This window comes from Streptomyces sp. NPDC087270 (assembly GCF_044744625.1).
Taxonomy (GTDB): domain Bacteria; phylum Actinomycetota; class Actinomycetes; order Streptomycetales; family Streptomycetaceae; genus Actinacidiphila.
In genome coordinates this window covers 162,459-179,673 of record NZ_JBIUYR010000009.1, presented here as the reverse complement: position 1 = coordinate 179,673, position 17,215 = coordinate 162,459, and the positions used below count along the sequence as shown (strand labels likewise).

The window sequence follows — 17,215 nt, the reverse complement described above, 5'->3', positions numbered from 1 at the left end:
TCAGCGACATGGTGAAGGAACTGAAGATGACGACGCCCACGATCGAGTTGAAGCCCTCCTCGCACCCGCTGCCCGCGGCCGAGCGCGAGGCGATCCTGTCCGACCCCGGTTTCGGACGGTACTTCACCGACCACATGGTCACCATCAAGTGGACTGCCGGCCGCGGCTGGCACGACGCCCAGCTCGTCCCGTACGCCCCGCTGTCGGTCGACCCGGCGAACATGACGCTGCACTACGCGCAGACGATCTTCGAGGGCCTCAAGGCGTACCGCCAGCCCGACGGCGGCGTGGCCACCTTCCGCCCCGAGGCCAACGCGCTGCGCTTCCAGGCGTCCTCGCGGCGGCTGGCGATGCCCGAACTGCCGGTGGAGACCTTCATCGAGGCGTGCGACGTGCTGGTCCGCCAGGACAAGGACTGGGTGCCCACCGAGGGCGAAGCCTCGCTCTACCTGCGGCCGTTCATGATCGCCACCGAGGTCGGGCTCGGCGTCCGCCCGGCCGACGAGTACCTCTTCCTGGTCATCGCCTCCCCGGCCGGCGCCTACTTCTCCGGCGGCGTCAAGCCGGTCTCGGTCTGGCTCTCCGAGGAGTACGTCCGCGCGGCCCCCGGCGGCACCGGCGCGGCCAAGACCGGCGGCAACTACGCGGCCTCCCTCGTCGCCCAGGCGCAGGCCATCGAGCACGGCTGCGACCAGGTGGTCTGGCTCGACGCGATCGAGCGGCGCTGGATCGAGGAGATGGGGGGCATGAACCTGTACTTCGTGTACGGCAACCGGATCGTCACGCCCTCGCTCACCGGTTCGCTGCTGCCCGGGATCACCCGGGACTCGCTGCTCGCCATCGCCGCGGACCTCGGGTACGAAGTCGGCGAGAGCCGGATCAGCGTCGAGGACTGGAAGCGCGGCAACGAGGACGGCACCCTCACCGAGGTGTTCGCCTGCGGCACCGCCGCCGTGATCACCCCGGTCGGCTCGGTCAAGTCCACCCGGGCGAACTGGACGGTGGGCGACGGCGGTCCGGGCGAGGTCACCATGCGACTGCGCTCCGCGCTGCTCGACATCCAGACGGGCCAGGCCGCCGACCCGCACGGCTGGATGCACCCGCTCGGCGTGTAGCCCCCCGAGGACGCTGGGCCCCCGAGGACGCTGGGCCCCCGCCTCCGCGGCGGGGGCCCAGAACGTGAGACGGCAACCCGAATGGCGGAAAGGTGTGCCACACTGCAGCTGTGTCCTCGTACGCCACGCTGATTATTGGCCGCAGGCACGCCGGTCCGCAGTGACGCTTCCGCTGAACCCAAGTGGAACGCCACCGTGCCCCAGACCCGCGTGCAGACCTCTCGCATCCGCGAGAGGTTTTTTCGTTTCCCGGCCCACCCGCGCCGGAGGCGGGAGCGCACGAGGAGACTGGGGGCAAGTGGAGTCGGAACCTCCGGATGGTGAACGCCGTTCGGGGGTAACCCCACCCACCCGACAGGAGTTGCAACTGCCATGACCGCCGAACCCGACGACAGCTTCCACGTCTTCGACACCACGCTGCGCGACGGCGCGCAGCGCGAGGGCATCAACCTCACCGTCGCCGACAAGCTGAGCATCGCGCGGCACCTGGACGACTTCGGTGTGGGCTTCATCGAGGGCGGCTGGCCCGGTGCCAACCCCCGCGACACCGAGTTCTTCGCCCGGGCCGCCGCCGAGTTGGAGCTGAAGCACGCCACGCTGGTGGCGTTCGGCGCCACCCGCCGCCCGGGCGCCAAGGCCGCCGACGACCCGCAGGTCAACGCGCTGCTGGAGTCCGGCGCGCCGGTCATCACGCTGGTCGCCAAGTCCCATGACCGGCACGTGGAACTGGCACTGCGCACCACGCTGGAGGAGAACCTGGAGATGGTCCGCGACAGCGTCGCGTACCTCGTCGCCCAGGGCCGCCGGGTCTTCGTGGACTGCGAGCACTTCTTCGACGGCTACCGGGCCAACCCGGCGTACGCCACCGCCGTGGTCAGCGCCGCGCACGAGGCCGGCGCGTCCGTGGTGGTGCTCTGCGACACCAACGGCGGGATGCTGCCCAAGCAGGTGCAGGCGGTCACCGCGCAGGTGCTCGCCGAGACCGGCGCGCGGCTCGGCATGCACGCCCAGGACGACACCGGCTGCGCGGTCGCCAACACCCTTGCCGCGGTGGACGCCGGCGCCACGCACGTGCAGTGCACCGCCAACGGCTACGGCGAGCGGGTCGGCAACGCCAACCTCTTCCCGGTCGCCGCCGCGCTGGAGCTCAAGCACGACCGGCGGGTGCTGCCCGAGGGCGCGCTCGGCGAGATGACCCGGATCTCGCACGCCATCGCCGAGATCGTCAACCTGCCCTCCTCCACGCACCAGCCGTACGTGGGCGTGTCCGCGTTCGCGCACAAGGCCGGGCTGCACGCCTCCGCCATCAAGGTCGACCCGGACCTCTACCAGCACATCGACCCCGAGCGGGTCGGCAACACCATGCGGATGCTGGTCTCCGACATGGCCGGCCGCGCCTCGATCGAGCTGAAGGGCAAGGAACTCGGCATCGACCTCGGCGGCGACCGCGAGCTGGTCGGCCGGGTGGTGGCCCGGGTCAAGGAGCGTGAGCTGAAGGGCTACACGTACGAGGCCGCCGACGCCTCCTTCGCGCTGCTGCTGCGCGACGAACTCCAGGCCGGCCGGCCGGACGGGCCGCGGCGCTTCTTCCGCACCGAGTCCTGGCGCGCCATCACCGAGGACCGCCCCGACGGCTCGCACGCCAACGAGGCCACCGTGAAGCTGTGGGCGAAGGGCGAGCGGATCGTCGCCACCGCCGAGGGCAACGGCCCGGTCAACGCGCTCGACCGCGCCCTGCGGGTGGCGCTGGAGCAGATCTACCCGCAGCTCGGCACGTTCGCGCTGGTCGACTACCGGGTCCGTATCCTCGAAGGCCGTTCCGGCACCGACTCCACCACCCGGGTCCTCATCACCACGTCCGACGGCGCGGCCGAGTGGTCCACGGTCGGCGTCGCCGACAACGTCATCGCCGCGTCCTGGCAGGCACTCGAGGACGCCTGCGCCTACGGCCTGATCCGGGCCGGCCTGGAGCCGCAGGACTAGGAGCCCGGGTAGAGCCGCGGGTCAGGGCCCCGCGGCTGCCCCGCGGCTGCCCCGCCGTACCCCCGCCGTACCCCCGCCACCTCCGCCGCGGGAAAACCGGTCGATCCGGCGGCCGCGGGGCCCTACCCTGCGGGGCGTGACGGAGACCGTGGAAGAGAAGATCGTCGTACGCCCGGCCGAGGCCGCCGACGCTGCCGCCATCGCGCGGGCGCACATCATCTCGCGCGAGGTCGCGATGCCGTGGCTGCCGCCGCGCAAGCGCACCGACGCGGAGGTGGAGCGCTGGGTGCGCGAAGTGGTGCTCGTCGAGGCGGATGTGTGGGTCGCGGTGGACGCCGGCGGCGCGGTGCTGGGCTACGCGGCGGTGGAGGGGGAGTGGCTGGAGCACCTGTACCTGCTGCCGGAGGTGCGGCGGCGCGGCATCGGCTCGCTGCTGCTGGCCCGGGCGAAGGAGCACCGGCCGGACCGGCTGGACCTGCACGTCTTCCAGCGCAACACCGACGCGCGGGCGTTCTACGCGCGCCACGGCTTCACGGTGGTGGATCTGAACGACGGTTCGCGGAACATGGAGCGTGAACCGGATATGACGCTGCGCTGGACCCCGGTGACCAACAGCACATCTACCGACGGGTAACCGTCGGGTGCCCGCGGTCGTAGGGTGAGCGCCACACCCTCGACCCGACACCACCGGGAGATCGCATGCGCTCGGCGAAGGACTTCTTCCGCCCGCTGGCCGTGGGGGCGCCGGCCCCCGTCAGGGACGTGCCGTTCCGCCCCTCGCGAATGATCCACTTCTTCGACCCGGGCAACGAGAAGATGGCGGCCAAGGTGCCGTCGATCGCGCCGAAGGTCGACGTGCTGCTGGGCAACCTGGAGGACGCGGTCCCGGCCGACCGCAAGGAGGCGGCCCGGGCCGGTCTGGTGAAGGTCGCCCGGGCCACCGACTTCGGCGACACCCAGCTGTGGACCCGGATCAACAGCCTCGACTCGCCCTGGGCGCTGGACGACCTGCTCACCCTCGGCGCCGAGATCGGTGACCGGCTCGACGTCGTGATGGTGCCGAAGGTCGAGGGCGCCCACGACATCCACTACGTCGACCGGCTGCTCGCCCAGTTGGAGGCGAAGGCCGGGCTGACCCGGCCGATCCTGGTGCACGCGATCCTGGAGACCGCGGCCGGCGTGGGCAACGTCGAGGAGATCGCCGCCGCCAGCCCCCGGATGCAGGGGATGTCGCTCGGCCCGGCCGACCTGGCCGCCAGCCGCCGGATGAAGACCACCCGGGTCGGCGGCGGCCACCCCGGCTACCTGGTGCGCGAGGACCCCGCCGCGGGCGCCCCGGTCGACGCCCCCCGGCCCACCTACCAGCAGGACCTGTGGCACTACACGATCGCCCGGATGGTCGACGCGTGCGCCGCGAACGGCATCCTGCCGTACTACGGGCCGTTCGGGGACATCAAGGACGTCACCGGGTGCGAGGACCAGTTCCGCAACGCCTTCCTGCTCGGCTGCGTCGGCGCCTGGTCCCTGCACCCGGTGCAGATCGACATCGCCAAGCGGGTCTTCTCGCCCGCCCCCGAGGACGTCGCCTGGGCCCGCCGGGTGATCGAGGCGATGGGCGACGGCACCGGCGCGGTGATGATCGACGGCAAGATGCAGGACGACGCCACCTACAAGCAGTGCCGGGTGGTCGCCGAACTCGCGGACGCGCTCGCCGCCCGCGACCCCGAACTCGCCCGCGCCTACGCCGACGCCACCGCCGAGGAGGCCGCCCGATGAGCACCCCCGCCGACCTCTCCGCGAGCGCTCCCGCCCCGCGCCCGCGCCGCTCGGTGCTCTACATGCCCGGCGCCAACGAGCGCGCCCTGGAGAAGGCCAGGACCCTCCCCACCGACGCGCTCATCCTGGACCTGGAGGACTCCGTCGCCCCCGACGCGAAGACCGAGGCCCGTGAGCGGGTGGCGGCCGCCGCGGCGAGCGGCGCGTACGGCCACCGCGAGGTCACCATCCGGGTCAACGCCCCCGGCACCCCCTGGCACGCCGACGACCTCAAGGCCGCCGCTGCGGCCGGCCCGGACGCCGTCGTCGTGCCCAAGGTGGACTCCGCGCGGACCGTACGGGAGGTCGAGGCGGCACTGGAGGCGGCCGGCGCTCCGGAGCGGACCGCCGTCTGGGCGATGCTGGAGACGCCGGCGGCGCTCTTCGACGCGCGGGCCATCGCCGAGGCGTCACCGCGGCTGACCGTCCTGGTGATGGGCACCAACGACCTCGCCAAGGAACTGCACGCCGAGCACGTCCCCGGCCGGGCCCCGCTGCTCGCCGGGCTGTCGCTCGCCCTGCTCGCCGCCCGCGCCGCGGGCAAGGTCATCTTGGACGGTGTCTACAACGACGTCCACGATCTGAGCGGCTTCGAGGCGGAGACCCTCCAAGCCCGGCAGTTCGGCTTCGACGGCAAGACCCTGATCCACCCGAAGCAGCTCGAACCCTGCAACCGGGTCTTCGCGCCCACCCAGGCGGAGATCGAGCGCTCCGGACGGATCATCGCCGCCTTCGAAGAGGCCACGTCACAGGGGCGCGGCGTGGTCACCGTGGACGGCCGGATGATCGAGAACCTGCACGTCGAGGAGGCCCGGCGGGTACTCGCGCTGGCCGAGGCCGTCGCCGGACGCTGACGGCGATCACCGCCTTGGCGGCATGAACCCGCCAAACGGGGCGGGCTCCGGCCCGGGCCTCCGGACCCCGCCCCACCTCGCCGTCTGTCGAGACCCACCAGGCAGAGCCGGTGGACACTGTACGAAGTAGATGGCCCGTTCCGACCCCGCACGCTCGTACTGTCGGTACATGACCACATCGCAAGAGCTGCCCGTCCCGGCGAACGACGCCCGGGGGCGCGTCGTGGAGCTTCGTGCGATCCGCGAGGAGGTGCGTCGGGGGCCCAGCGAGAAGGCCACGGAGGCGCAGCGGGCGAAGGGGAAGCTGACCGCGCGCGAGCGGATCGAACTTCTGCTGGACGAGGGCTCGTTCCGTGAGGTGGAGCCGCTGCGCCGGCACCGGGCCACGGGCTTCGGGCTGGAGGCGAAGCGGCCGTACACCGACGGTGTGATCACCGGGTGGGGCACCGTGCACGACCGGACCGTGTTCGTGTACGCGCACGACTTCCGGATCTTCGGCGGCGCGCTGGGCGAGGCGCACGCGCAGAAGATCCACAAGATCATGGACATGGCGATCTCGGCCGGCGCGCCGCTGGTGTCGCTGAACGACGGCGCGGGCGCCCGTATCCAGGAGGGCGTCTCGGCGCTCGCCGGGTACGGCGGGATCTTCCAGCGCAACACCCGCGCCTCCGGCGTCATCCCGCAGATCTCGGTGATGCTCGGCCCGTGCGCGGGCGGCGCGGCCTACTCCCCGGCGCTCACGGACTTCGTATTCATGGTGCGGGAGACCTCGCAGATGTTCATCACCGGCCCCGACGTGGTGCAGGCGGTGACCGGCGAGGAGATCAGCCAGAACGGCCTGGGCGGCGCCGACGTGCACTCGGCGGTCTCCGGCGTGTCGCACTTCGCCTACGACGACGAGCAGACCTGCCTGGAGGAGGTCCGCTACCTGCTCTCGCTGCTGCCGCAGAACAACCGGGAGAACCCGCCGGCGGCGGAGAACGAGGACCCGGTGGACCGCCGCAGCGACGTGCTGCTCGACCTGGTGCCGGCCGACGGCAACCGGTCGTACGACATGCACAAGGTGATCGAGGAGATCGTCGACGACGGCGAGTACCTGGAGATCCACGAGCGCTGGGCCACCAACATCATCGTGGCGCTCACCCGGATCGACGGCCAGGTGGTCGGCATCGTCGCCAACCAGCCCGCCTCGCTCGCCGGTGTGCTCGACATCGAGGCGTCCGAGAAGGCGGCCCGCTTCGTACAGATGTGCGACGCGTTCAACATCCCGATCATCACTCTTCTGGACGTACCCGGCTTCCTGCCCGGCGTCGCCCAGGAGCACGGTGGAATCATCCGGCACGGCGCCAAGCTGCTCTACGCCTACTGCAACGCCACCGTCCCCCGGATCTCGCTGATCCTCCGGAAGGCGTACGGCGGTGCCTACATCGTGATGGACTCGCAGTCGATCGGCGCGGACCTGACGTTCGCGTGGCCGACGAACGAGATCGCGGTGATGGGCGCGGAGGGCGCGGCGAACGTGATCTTCCGTCGGCAGATCGCCGACGCCGACGATCCGGAGGCGATGCGGACCCGGATGGTCAAGGAGTACAAGGCCGAGCTGATGCACCCGTACTACGCCGCCGAGCGCGGCCTGGTGCACGACGTGATCGACCCGGCCGAGACGCGTGAGGTGCTGGCCGGCTCGCTGGCCATGCTCCGCACGAAGCACGCCGACCTGCCGTCCCGCAAGCACGGCAACCCGCCGCAGTGATCCCTCGACCGCAGCCGGTGAGCGCCACGTTCCTGAACGCGGCGCACACTCCGGCCGACCCCGATCATCCGAACGACCCGGACCACCCCGGCAACCTGCCCGGCGGTTCACCCTTGGAGACCATCGTGAGCACTCCCACGGATTCGCTGGTGCGCGTCGAGAAGGGTCACGCGGACCCCGAGGAGCTCGCCGCGCTCACCGCGCTGCTGCTGGCGCGTGCTGCCGCCGGCGGTGCGGGCGAGGCCGCGCACACCGCGCCGGTGCGTTCCACGGCCGGCTGGCGCCGTCTCGAGCGCACCCCGGGCTTCCGCGCCCCCCACTCCTGGCAGGGCTGAGGGCGGCTGACCCCCCGGCTGCCCCGTCCTGCGTGACACGGGACCTCGCGGTCCGCGGTGGCTGGTCGCGCGGTTCCCCGCGGCCCTGAAACAAGTGCGGCTCCCTCCATGCTCAGCATGGAGGGAGCCGCACTACTGCGTCGGGTCAGGCCAGCTTCGCCAGAGCCGCGTCGATACGGGTCAGGGTGCGGTCGCGGCCCAGGACCTGGAGGGACTCGAAGAGGGGCAGGCCGACCGTGCGGCCGGTGACCGCGACGCGGACCGGCGCCTGGGCCTTCCCGAGCTTGAGACCGTGCTCCTCGCCGGCCGCGAGCACCGCGTCCTTGAGCGACTCGGGGGCGGACCAGTCCGCCCCCGCCAGCTTCTCCCGGGCCGTGCGCAGCAGCGCGTCGGAGCCCTCCTTCATCGCCTTCGCCCACGACGCCTCGTCGTCGACCGGCTCGTCGAGGAAGAGGAAGTCGACGTTCGCGGTGATGTCGGAGAGCACCGTCACCCGGGTCTGGGCGTACGGCGCGATCGCCTGCCACGCGGCCTCGTCGAAGGACTCCGGCGCCCAGGGCGCGAAGGGGGCGCGCAGCCACGGCGCGCACGCCTCGGTGAACTCCTTCACGCCGAGCCGCCGGATGTGGTCGGCGTTGATCGCCTCGGCCTTCTTCAGGTCGAAGCGGGCCGGGTTGGCGTTGACGTCGGCGATGTCGAACTTCGCCACCATCTCCGCGATCGAGAAGACGTCCTGGTCGGCGGAGTACGACCAGCCCAGCAGCGAGAGGTAGTTGAGCAGCCCCTCGGGCAGGAAGCCGCGCTCCCGGTACAGGTTGAGCGACGCCTGCGGGTCCCGCTTGGAGAGCTTCTTGTTGCCCTCGCCCATCACGTACGGCAGATGGCCGAAGGCCGGGACGGCCTTGGCGACGCCCAGCTCGATCAGCGCGTCGTACAGCGCGATCTGCCGCGGGGTGGAGGAGAGCAGGTCCTCGCCGCGCAGCACGTGGGTGATCTCCATCAGCGCGTCGTCCACCGGGTTGACCAGGGTGTACAGCGGCGCGCCGTTGGCCCGCACGATGCCGTAGTCCGGCACGTTGTCCGGCGTGAAGGTCAGCTCGCCGCGGACCAGGTCGGTGAAGACGATCGGGCGGTCCGGCATCCGGAAGCGGACGATCGAGGCGCGGCCCTCGTCCTGGTACGCGCCGATCTGCTCGGCGCTGAGGTCCCGGCAGTGGCCGTCGTACCCGGAGGGGCGGCCGGCCGCGCGGGCGGCCTCACGGCGGGCCTCCAGCTCCTCGGTGGTGCAGTAGCAGTCGTACGCGTGCCCGGCCTGCTTCAGCCGCAGCGCGACGTCGGCGTACAGGTCCATCCGCTGGGACTGCCGGTAGGGCGCGAACGGGCCGCCGACCTCGGGGCCCTCGTCCCAGTCCAGGCCGAGCCAGCGCATCGAGTCCAGCAGCGCCTGGTACGACTCCTCGGAGTCGCGGGCCGCGTCGGTGTCCTCGATGCGGAAGACCAGGGTGCCCTGCTCGTGCCGGGCGAAGGCCCAGTTGAACAGCGCGGTGCGGACCAGCCCGACGTGCGGGTTGCCGGTCGGGGAGGGGCAGAACCGGACGCGGACGCCGGTGCCGCCGGAGGTGGGGGAGGAGGGTGCAGGAGCGGATGCGCTAGCCACGCGAGATCACCTTGTTGGTGAGAGTGCCGATGCCTTCGATGGTGACGGCGACCTCGTCGCCGGGGAGCAGCGGGCCCACGCCCGCGGGGGTGCCGGTGAGCAGGACGTCACCGGGCAGCAGCGTCATCGCCTCGGTGATGTTGACGATCAGGTCCTCGACCGAGTTCAGCATCTGCCGGGTGCGGCCGGCCTGGCGCAGTTCGCCGTTGACCGTCGCGGTGATCGCGAGGTCGCCGGCGGCGTCGAGGTCGAGGCCGGTCTCGATCCACGGGCCGAGCGGGCAGGAGGAGTCGAAGCCCTTCGCCCGCGCCCACTGCTTCTCGGTGCGCTGGGTGTCGCGGGCCGTCACGTCGTTGGCGCAGGTGAAGCCGAGGATCACGTCCTTGACCCGGTCCCGCGGCACATCCCGGCACAGCCGGCTGATCACGACGGCCAACTCCGCTTCGTGGTGCACCTCGTGGGAGAACGAGGGGTACACGATCGGGTCGCCGGGGCCGATCACCGAGGTCGACGGCTTGAAGAACGCCCAGGGCGCGTCCGGCACCTCGTGGCCCAGTTCCGCGGCGTGGGCCGCGTAGTTGCGGCCGATGGCGACCACCTTGTTGGGCAGGACGGGCGACAGCAGCCGCACCTTGTCCAGCGGGACCTTCGTGCCGGACAGCTCGAAGTCCGCGAAGGGCACGCCCTTCATGATGTCGACGACAAGACCCTCGGGGCCGCCGGTGGGGTCGCCCTCGACCGCTCCGAACGCCACGTTGCCGTCGATGGAGAACCTGACGATGCGCATGCGCCCAGCCTAGCGGCCGGCCCGGCCTCCGCTGACTCGGTGATCGCCGCAGGTCAGCGTCGGACTCAGGGGGCGACGGGCGTCTGCGGCAGTTCGTTGAGTACCGTACGACGCGGGTTCGCGGTGCGCTGCGGCAGCGTGTTCACCGCGGGTTCGGCGGATTCGCCGGCGGTCGGGTCCGCCACGGCCGGCGTGCCGGTCAGTTCGGACGCGTCCTTGAGGTGCGCGAGAGTGGTGCGCCGCGGGTTGGCGATCATCTGACGGAACATCAAGGTGGTCTTCATCTGCCGTGTGGACCTCGGGTCTCGGTGGTGGGAGCGGGCCGCGGTTGACATCACCGCGACTTCTGTAAAGCACCAGGCTAGTGCCGCCCATTCCCGCCGTGGCCGGGCGCAGACATCTGACGCTCTGTGATTTTGCTCACGAACTACGGATCATTTCCCGCCATTCGGACAATCGGCGCGCGCGAGCGAATCGGGCAAAGCGTACTTCGGTGCGGAAATGGTCGTTTGTCGCCGGGGTGGACGCGGCCTGACACCGGTGCAACCAGTTACCATCGCGGCCCGTAATCGCCCCATATCGCCGCCCTGGCGCTCGACGCTGTGTGTATGGACCATCGCGACGAGTGACACATTCCAAGAGGACGGCTGCGGGCCTTGTTGGGAGATCCGGCACTGTGCTGGAATTCCCCGGACCGCCGCATCACAACGAACCGGCGCGCAGGGGGCGCGGACGGAACACCGAGCGGCGGTGAAGGGCACATCAGCCGTCCCGCGACCCGGGTCGGCCTGAGCCCCCATGACTCGACACCGTCCCTCCAGCCTTACGGCGAGGGGCGCCTGGTCCAGAGGTTGCGACGCTAGTGCAGGGACGTTTCAAGAGGGACAGCGGCGCTGCGGGCGACTCGGAGCGGCAGCCCGGCGGGGCCGGCAACGGCTCCCAGGCCGCGGCCGACTCCGGAACCGCCACGCCGGGTACCACTGCGGCCCCCGGGCGGATGAGCATGCCCAGCGGCCTCGAAGCCGGCAAGATCACCGGCCTCGACGGCAAGCCCGGCCCCCGAATAGCCATGCGCAACTGGCGCATCAGCACCAGACTCATCTCGCTGCTCGCCCTCCCCGTGGTCACCGCCTCCGCCCTCGGCGGCCTGCGCATCAACAACTCGGTGGACAACATCCACCAGCTCGAGCACATGAAGACCCTGACCGACATCACCGAGCAGGCCACCAACCTGGCCGCCGCCCTCCAGGAGGAGCGCGACAGCTCGGCGGGCCCGCTGTCGGCCAACCAGAAGAGCAACGACGCGGTGGCCGCCTCCCGCCAGGCCACCGACCGCGACCTCAAGCTCTACGAGCAGTCGACCGACAACATCTCGGACTCCGACCCGGTCTTCAGCGGGGTCCGCGCCACCCTGGTCGCCATCGGCGGCCAGCTCGCCAACCTCAACGAGATCCGCAGCGAGGCGTACACCTCCCAGTCGGGCATCGCGCAGACCGTCTCCGAGTACGACGGTCTGGTCACCTCGCTGCTGTCGCTCTCCCAGGACATGGCGCAGGCCACCAGCAACTCCCAGATGATCAAGGCGACCCGCGCGCTGTCGGCGTTCTCCTCCGCCAAGGAGTACGAGTCGATGCAGCGCGCGGTGATCAGCGCCGCGTTCGCCAGTGGCGGCAAGCTCAACGCCGACGAGTACCAGTCGGTGAAGTGGGCGGCCGTCGACGAGAACACCGCGATCACCCGGTTCATGAAGGTCTACGGCACCGACGCCGCCGCGCTGCTGCGCCCCATCCAGGGCGACAACGACACGATCGCCGCCCACGACAACGAGCGCGAGCGGATCGCCAGTTCGCAGACCGCGATCACCAAGATCAACAGCTCGTACCTGGACTGGGACGACGCGGCGAAGACCAAGATCGACGCGATGAACCAGATCGAGCGCTCGCTGCTCAGCGAGATGCAGCAGAAGTCGCTGCACCTGCAGAGCGAGGCGAAGCGCGAGGCGCTGATATCCGGCGCGATCATCCTGCTCGTCCTCGGCGTCGCCGTGGTCGGCGCGTTCGTCGTCGGTCGCTCGATGGTCCGCTCGCTGCGCCGGCTGCAGCAGACCGCCCAGGACGTCGCCCAGAAGCGGCTGCCCGAGCTGGTCAAGCAGCTCTCCGACACCGACCCGCAGGACGTCGACACCTCGGTCGAGTCGATCGGCATCAACAGCCGCGACGAGATCGGCCAGGTGGCCCGCGCGTTCGACGAGGTCCACAGCGAGGCGGTCCGGCTCGCCGCCGAGCAGGCGCTGCTGCGAGGCAACGTCAACGCGATGTTCACCAACCTCTCCCGCCGCAGCCAGGGCCTCATCCAGCGCCAGCTGTCGCTCATCTCCGAACTGGAGTCGCGCGAGGCCGACCCGGACCAGCTCTCCTCGCTGTTCAAGCTCGACCACCTCGCGACCCGCATGCGCCGCAACGGTGAGAACCTGCTGGTCCTCGCCGGTGAGGAGCCCGGCCGCCGGTGGACCCGCCCGGTCCCGCTGGTCGACGTGCTGCGCGCCGCCGCGTCCGAGGTGGAGCAGTACGAGCGGATCGAGCTGACATCGGTGCCGTCGGCCGAGGTCACCGGCCGCATCGTCAACGACCTCGTGCACCTGCTCGCCGAGCTGCTGGAGAACGCCACCTCGTTCTCTTCGCCGCAGACCAAGGTGCGGGTCACCGGTCACTCGCTGCCCGACGGCCGCGTGCTGATCGAGATCCACGACACCGGCATCGGCCTGTCCCCGGAGGACCTCGCCGACATCAACGAGCGGCTGGCCAACCCGCCCACCGTGGACGTCTCGGTCTCCCGCCGGATGGGCCTGTTCGTGGTCGGCCGGCTGTCCCTGCGGCACGGCATCCGCATCCAGCTGCGCCCGTCGGACTCCGGCGGCACCACCGCGCTGGTCATGCTGCCGGTCGACGTCACGCAGGGCGGCGCCAACGCGAACGCGAAGAACGCGGGCCCCGGCGCGCGTCCCGCGGGTGCCGTCGCGGGCGGTGCCGGCACCGGCATCGCGGGTGCGTTCGGCAACGCGGGCCAGGCCGGCGGCAGCCGGGCAGGGCAGCGCGGCCAGGTCGGCGCGGGCGCGGCACGCCCCGCGCTCCCCGGCGCCGGGCGACCGGCCGCCGGCCCTGGCGACCAGGGCGGCACCGGCGGTCCCGGTGGCCAGCAGGGCGGCCCGCGCTGGGCCGCGCAGGACAACCAGCAGCAGGGCTTCGGCGAGGACACCCCGCGCGGCCACGAGGACGTCGAGGCGCCCGCGTTCGACGCCTTCGACCAGTCCGGCCCCGCCGGGCGGCCGCAGTCCGGCCCCGGCCGGCACGGCCAGCACGGGCAGCCGAACGGTCCCGGCGCCCCCGGGCCCCAGGGCCCCGGCGGCTTCCCGGTCCCGCAGCCGCAGAACACCGGCCCCTCCGGCTTCCGCTCCGACGTCTTCGGCGGCCGCTCCGGCCCCGCGCCGCGGCACAGCGGCGGCCCCGGCGCCGGGGAGTCCCCGGCGGCGGCCCCCGGCGGTCCCGGTGACACCAGCCAGTTCCCGGCGGTCCGCGCCGACGGTGGCGCGCCCACCGGCCAGGACGACGGCTCGCAGAACCGCCTCCCGCAGCGCGGTTCCCGCGGCCCCCAGGGCACCCCCGGCTGGAACTCCGACGACCAGCGCGGCGGCCGCCCGGGTGACACGGGTTCCTTCCCGGTCCCCGGTGGCTCCGGTGGTCCTGGCGACACCAGCCAGTTCCCGGCCGTGCGCAGCGACGGTTTCCCGCAGGGGCAGCGTCAGCCGCAGGGTCAAGGTGGCGGTCGTCCCGGTGACACGGGTTCCTTCCCGGTCCCCGGCGGTCCTGGTGACACCAGCCAGTTCCCGGCGGTCCGCGCCGAGGACGGTTTCCCGCAGGGGCAGGGCGGCGGTCGTCCGGGTGACACGGGCTCCTTCCCGGTCCCCGGCGGTCCTGGTGACACCAGCCAGTTCCCGGCGGTCCGCGCCGAGGACGGCTTCCCGCAGGGGCAGGGCGGCGGCCGTCCCGGCGACACCGGTTCGTTCCCGATCCCCGGCGGTCCTGGTGACACCAGCCAGTTCCCGGCCGTGCGCAGCGACGGATTCCCGCAGGGGCAGCGTCAGCCGCAGGGTCAGGGTGGCGGTCGTCCGGGTGACACGGGCTCCTTCCCGATCCCCGGCGGTCCTGGTGACACCAGCCAGTTCCCGGCGGTCCGCGCCGAGGACGGCTCCGGCTCGTACCCGGCGCAGCAGCCCGGGCCCGCGCGGCCCGGCGGGATGCCGCAGCGCGGGCCGCGCGGCCCCCAGGGCACTCCGGGCTGGAACCCGCAGGGCCAGGGCGGCCAGCCGCAGCAGCGGCCGGACGCGTACGACACCGGCTCGCAGCCGATGCCGGGCCTCGGCGACACCAGCGGCCAGTACCCGATGCCGCACCAGCCGCAGCAGCACAACGGGCAGCCGTACCAGGGCCAGCCGGGCGGGCCGCAGCACGCGCCGCGCCCCGAGCCGCAACTCCCCGGCCCGGCCGAGCCGATGGCGCTGCCGCCGGCCCCGACCCGGGGCGACGAGCCGACGCCGATCTTCGCGTCGATCGAGTCCGACTGGTTCCGTACCGGCCAGGCCGAGCGGATGCAGCAGATCCACGTCGAGCAGAGCGCGCGGGGCCAGCAGGCGCCGCCGCCCCGCCCGGTGGGCCGCACCGCCCCGCCGCAGCGCCCGCGTACCGACCGGCCGGGACCGAACCCCGCCGGCGGCCCGCAGCGCCTCACCGGCGGCCCGCAGCCGGCCACCCAGGCCACCGCGCCGGCCGGCCAGGGCCAGCAGACCCAGAGCCAGGGCCAGGACCCCGCGGCACACCACAGCGCGCAGAGCGGCGCCCACATGCCTGCCGCACCGAGCGCCCAGCCGCTGCCGCGGGAGACCCCGAACTGGCGTACCTCGCCCAACGACGCACTGCGCCAGCGGGCCGAATCCATCCGGGAACCCACCGCGGGCGGGGTCACTCCCTCCGGCCTGCCGCGGCGGGTCCCCCGGGCGAATCTCGTCGCGGGCGGCGCGGCTCCCCAGCAGGCCCCCCAGGGCGGCCCGCAGGTCTCCCGCTCCCCCGACGACGTGCGCGGACGTCTGACCAACCTCCGCAGGGGCATCCAGCAGGGCCGCCAGGCCGGCGGTACCGGTACCACCGACGGCCGTGGTCTCGGCATGAACAACCAGGAGCGCTAGTTGAGTGCGATGAGCCAGGCGGCACAGAATCTGAACTGGTTGATCACCAACTTCGTGGACAACACCCCGGGGGTGTCCCACACGGTGGTGGTCTCCGCCGACGGCCTGCTGCTCGCGATGTCTGATGGTTTTCCGCGTGATCGTGCGGATCAGTTGGCGGCGGTGGCCTCGGGGTTGACGTCGTTGACCGCTGGTGCCTCCCGGATTTTCGAGGGGGGCAGTGTGAACCAGACGGTGGTGGAGATGGAGCGGGGCTTCCTCTTCATCATGTCGGTGTCGGATGGTTCGTCGCTGGCGGTGCTGGCGCATCCGGAGTGCGACATCGGTCTGGTCGGCTACGAAATGGCCCTGCTCGTCGACCGCGCGGGTGCCGTGCTGACCCCCGACCTTCGGGCCGAACTCCAGGGCAGTCTGTTGAACTGAGCACCGCACCCCGCCGCCGGGTGGCCCGCACGCAGCCGCGGACAACCGCCCGCACAACAGAACGTTCCCGTACTTCCGCACCAGCCATAGCACTGCCCGGACACGGAGGACCCTCATGACCCCGCCACCCGCCTCGCCGGGCCCGTACGGCGCGTCCCACCACGCGCCGTACGGGGTGGAAGGCGACCAGCCGCTGGTGCGGCCGTACGCCATGACCGGTGGCCGTACCCGGCCTCGCTACCAGCTCGCGATCGAGGCGCTGGTCAGCACCACCGCCGACCCGGCGCAGTACGCGGGACTGCTTCCAGAGCACCAGCGGATCTGCCATCTGACGCGTGAGATCAAGTCGGTGGCCGAGATCTCCGCGCTGCTCGCGATACCGCTCGGTGTGGCCCGGATTCTTGTGGCCGACCTCGCCGAGGCCGGCATGGTCGCCATCCACCAGCCCGGCAGCGGCGAATCGGGCGGCCAGCCAGATGTGACATTGCTTGAGAGGGTGCTCAGTGGACTTCGGAAGCTCTAGGCCGCAAGCGCAGCAGCCGGCGTACGGCGCGCCGCCGGTGCGGTCGACCACCTCCGCGAAGATCGTGGTGGCGGGTGGCTTCGGCGTGGGCAAGACCACGTTCGTGGGTGCGGTGTCGGAGATCAACCCGCTGCGCACCGAGGCCGTGATGACCTCGGCGTCGGCCGGGATCGACGACCTGAGCCACGTGCAGGACAAGACCACCACCACCGTGGCGATGGACTTCGGGCGCATCACGCTCGACGACGACCTGATCCTCTACCTGTTCGGCACCCCGGGCCAGGACCGCTTCTGGTTCATGTGGGACGACCTGGTGCGCGGCGCGATCGGCGCCGTGGTGCTGGTGGACACCCGGCGGCTGGCGGACTGCTTCCCGGCGGTCGACTACTTCGAGAACAGCGGGCTGCCGTTCGTGATCGCGCTCAACGGTTTCGACGGCCACCAGCCGTACCGGCCGGAAGAAGTGCGCGAGGCGCTGCAGATCGGTCCCGAGGCGCCGATCATCACCACCGACGCCCGGCACCGTGGCGAGGCGAAGAGCGCGCTGATCACGCTCGTCGAGCACGCGCTGCTGGCACGTCTCAAGTAGCTTGTGCCGCCGGCGATTTCGCCGGCCGGTAACGCGAGGACCCGTTATGTCGCACGACGTAACGGGTCCTTGGTCTTCATAACATTTCGAGAGAGTTTCCGGGAGGTCGCGAACACGGCTCGCGCTCGGCCGGTGCCACCGC

14 protein-coding genes are annotated in these 17,215 nt (G+C 71.8%); 11 read left to right on the top strand and 3 right to left on the bottom strand.

From position 1 onward, the window contains the following. Positions 1-26 precede the first annotated feature (26 nt). The 7 genes from ACIPAE_RS19725 to ACIPAE_RS19695 all read left to right on the top strand — a co-directional run bounded on the left by ACIPAE_RS19725 (position 27) and on the right by ACIPAE_RS19695 (position 7,855). Entirely contained in the window at positions 27-1,115 is a 1,089-nt protein-coding gene (locus ACIPAE_RS19725; protein ID WP_402446701.1) for a branched-chain amino acid aminotransferase, read from the top strand. A 372-nt stretch (positions 1,116-1,487) separates the two neighbouring features. Continuing rightward, a complete protein-coding gene (cimA, locus tag ACIPAE_RS19720; RefSeq protein WP_402446698.1) occupies positions 1,488-3,098 on the top strand; it encodes a citramalate synthase in 1,611 nt (536 codons plus the stop codon). A gap of 136 nt (positions 3,099-3,234) precedes the next feature. Then, a complete protein-coding gene (locus tag ACIPAE_RS19715; protein WP_329364295.1) occupies positions 3,235-3,732 on the top strand; it encodes a GNAT family N-acetyltransferase in 498 nt (165 codons plus the stop codon). A 65-nt stretch (positions 3,733-3,797) separates the two neighbouring features. Further along, complete coding sequence (locus ACIPAE_RS19710; protein WP_329364293.1) at positions 3,798-4,874, top strand: CoA ester lyase; 1,077 nt, start codon at positions 3,798-3,800, stop codon at positions 4,872-4,874. Beyond that, positions 4,871-5,767, top strand: a complete 897-nt coding sequence (locus ACIPAE_RS19705; RefSeq protein ID WP_402446695.1) for an HpcH/HpaI aldolase/citrate lyase family protein — start codon at positions 4,871-4,873, stop codon at positions 5,765-5,767. Before ACIPAE_RS19710 ends, ACIPAE_RS19705 begins: the two co-directional genes overlap by 4 nt. A gap of 169 nt (positions 5,768-5,936) precedes the next feature. Continuing rightward, on the top strand, positions 5,937-7,520 hold the full coding sequence (locus ACIPAE_RS19700; protein WP_329364290.1) for an acyl-CoA carboxylase subunit beta: 1,584 nt from the start codon (positions 5,937-5,939) through the stop codon (positions 7,518-7,520). Positions 7,521-7,642: 122 nt separating this feature from the next. Further along, positions 7,643-7,855, top strand: a complete 213-nt coding sequence (locus ACIPAE_RS19695) for an acyl-CoA carboxylase epsilon subunit (RefSeq protein WP_329373864.1) — start codon at positions 7,643-7,645, stop codon at positions 7,853-7,855. Between the two features lie 145 nt (positions 7,856-8,000). Here the strand turns inward: ACIPAE_RS19695 and gltX are convergent, their stop codons facing one another. From gltX to ACIPAE_RS19680, 3 genes are all read right to left on the bottom strand, one after another. Then, entirely contained in the window at positions 8,001-9,512 is a 1,512-nt protein-coding gene (gene gltX, locus ACIPAE_RS19690; protein ID WP_329364289.1) for a glutamate--tRNA ligase, read from the bottom strand. After that, positions 9,505-10,299: a fumarylacetoacetate hydrolase family protein gene (locus tag ACIPAE_RS19685; protein ID WP_329364287.1), complete on the bottom strand. Its 795-nt coding sequence runs from the start codon at positions 10,297-10,299 to the stop codon at positions 9,505-9,507. Before ACIPAE_RS19685 ends, gltX begins: the two co-directional genes overlap by 8 nt. Before the next feature lie 65 nt (positions 10,300-10,364). Then, positions 10,365-10,583: a hypothetical protein gene (locus ACIPAE_RS19680; RefSeq protein ID WP_329364286.1), complete on the bottom strand. Its 219-nt coding sequence runs from the start codon at positions 10,581-10,583 to the stop codon at positions 10,365-10,367. 578 nt (positions 10,584-11,161) lie between these two features. Here ACIPAE_RS19680 and ACIPAE_RS19675 point away from each other — a divergent pair. The 4 genes from ACIPAE_RS19675 to ACIPAE_RS19660 all read left to right on the top strand — a co-directional run bounded on the left by ACIPAE_RS19675 (position 11,162) and on the right by ACIPAE_RS19660 (position 17,073). Further along, positions 11,162-15,538, top strand: coding sequence for a nitrate- and nitrite sensing domain-containing protein (locus ACIPAE_RS19675; RefSeq protein WP_402446692.1), 4,377 nt, complete (start codon positions 11,162-11,164; stop codon positions 15,536-15,538). Between the two features lie 9 nt (positions 15,539-15,547). Beyond that, a complete protein-coding gene (locus ACIPAE_RS19670) occupies positions 15,548-15,961 on the top strand; it encodes a roadblock/LC7 domain-containing protein (RefSeq protein ID WP_037917495.1) in 414 nt (137 codons plus the stop codon). A 115-nt stretch (positions 15,962-16,076) separates the two neighbouring features. Further along, the gene (locus ACIPAE_RS19665) at positions 16,077-16,484 is read left to right on the top strand and encodes a DUF742 domain-containing protein (RefSeq protein ID WP_328469901.1); all 408 of its coding nucleotides are present in this window, start codon (positions 16,077-16,079) and stop codon (positions 16,482-16,484) included. Next, on the top strand, positions 16,465-17,073 hold the full coding sequence (locus ACIPAE_RS19660; protein ID WP_402446689.1) for a GTP-binding protein: 609 nt from the start codon (positions 16,465-16,467) through the stop codon (positions 17,071-17,073). Before ACIPAE_RS19665 ends, ACIPAE_RS19660 begins: the two co-directional genes overlap by 20 nt. Positions 17,074-17,215 lie beyond the last annotated feature (142 nt).

Excerpts from the sequence above, each read along its gene's own strand:
- ACIPAE_RS19725 (WP_402446701.1), top strand. The coding sequence starts at position 27 with ATGACGACGCCCACGATCGAGTTGAAGCCCTCCTCGCACCCGCTGCCC.
- cimA (WP_402446698.1), top strand. The coding sequence starts at position 1,488 with ATGACCGCCGAACCCGACGACAGCTTCCACGTCTTCGACACCACGCTG.
- ACIPAE_RS19710 (WP_329364293.1), top strand. The coding sequence starts at position 3,798 with ATGCGCTCGGCGAAGGACTTCTTCCGCCCGCTGGCCGTGGGGGCGCCG.
- ACIPAE_RS19705 (WP_402446695.1), top strand. The coding sequence starts at position 4,871 with ATGAGCACCCCCGCCGACCTCTCCGCGAGCGCTCCCGCCCCGCGCCCG.
- ACIPAE_RS19700 (WP_329364290.1), top strand. The coding sequence starts at position 5,937 with ATGACCACATCGCAAGAGCTGCCCGTCCCGGCGAACGACGCCCGGGGG.
- ACIPAE_RS19685 (WP_329364287.1), bottom strand. The coding sequence starts at position 10,299 with ATGCGCATCGTCAGGTTCTCCATCGACGGCAACGTGGCGTTCGGAGCG.
- ACIPAE_RS19680 (WP_329364286.1), bottom strand. The coding sequence starts at position 10,583 with ATGAAGACCACCTTGATGTTCCGTCAGATGATCGCCAACCCGCGGCGC.
- ACIPAE_RS19670 (WP_037917495.1), top strand. The coding sequence starts at position 15,548 with ATGAGCCAGGCGGCACAGAATCTGAACTGGTTGATCACCAACTTCGTG.
- ACIPAE_RS19665 (WP_328469901.1), top strand. The coding sequence starts at position 16,077 with ATGACCCCGCCACCCGCCTCGCCGGGCCCGTACGGCGCGTCCCACCAC.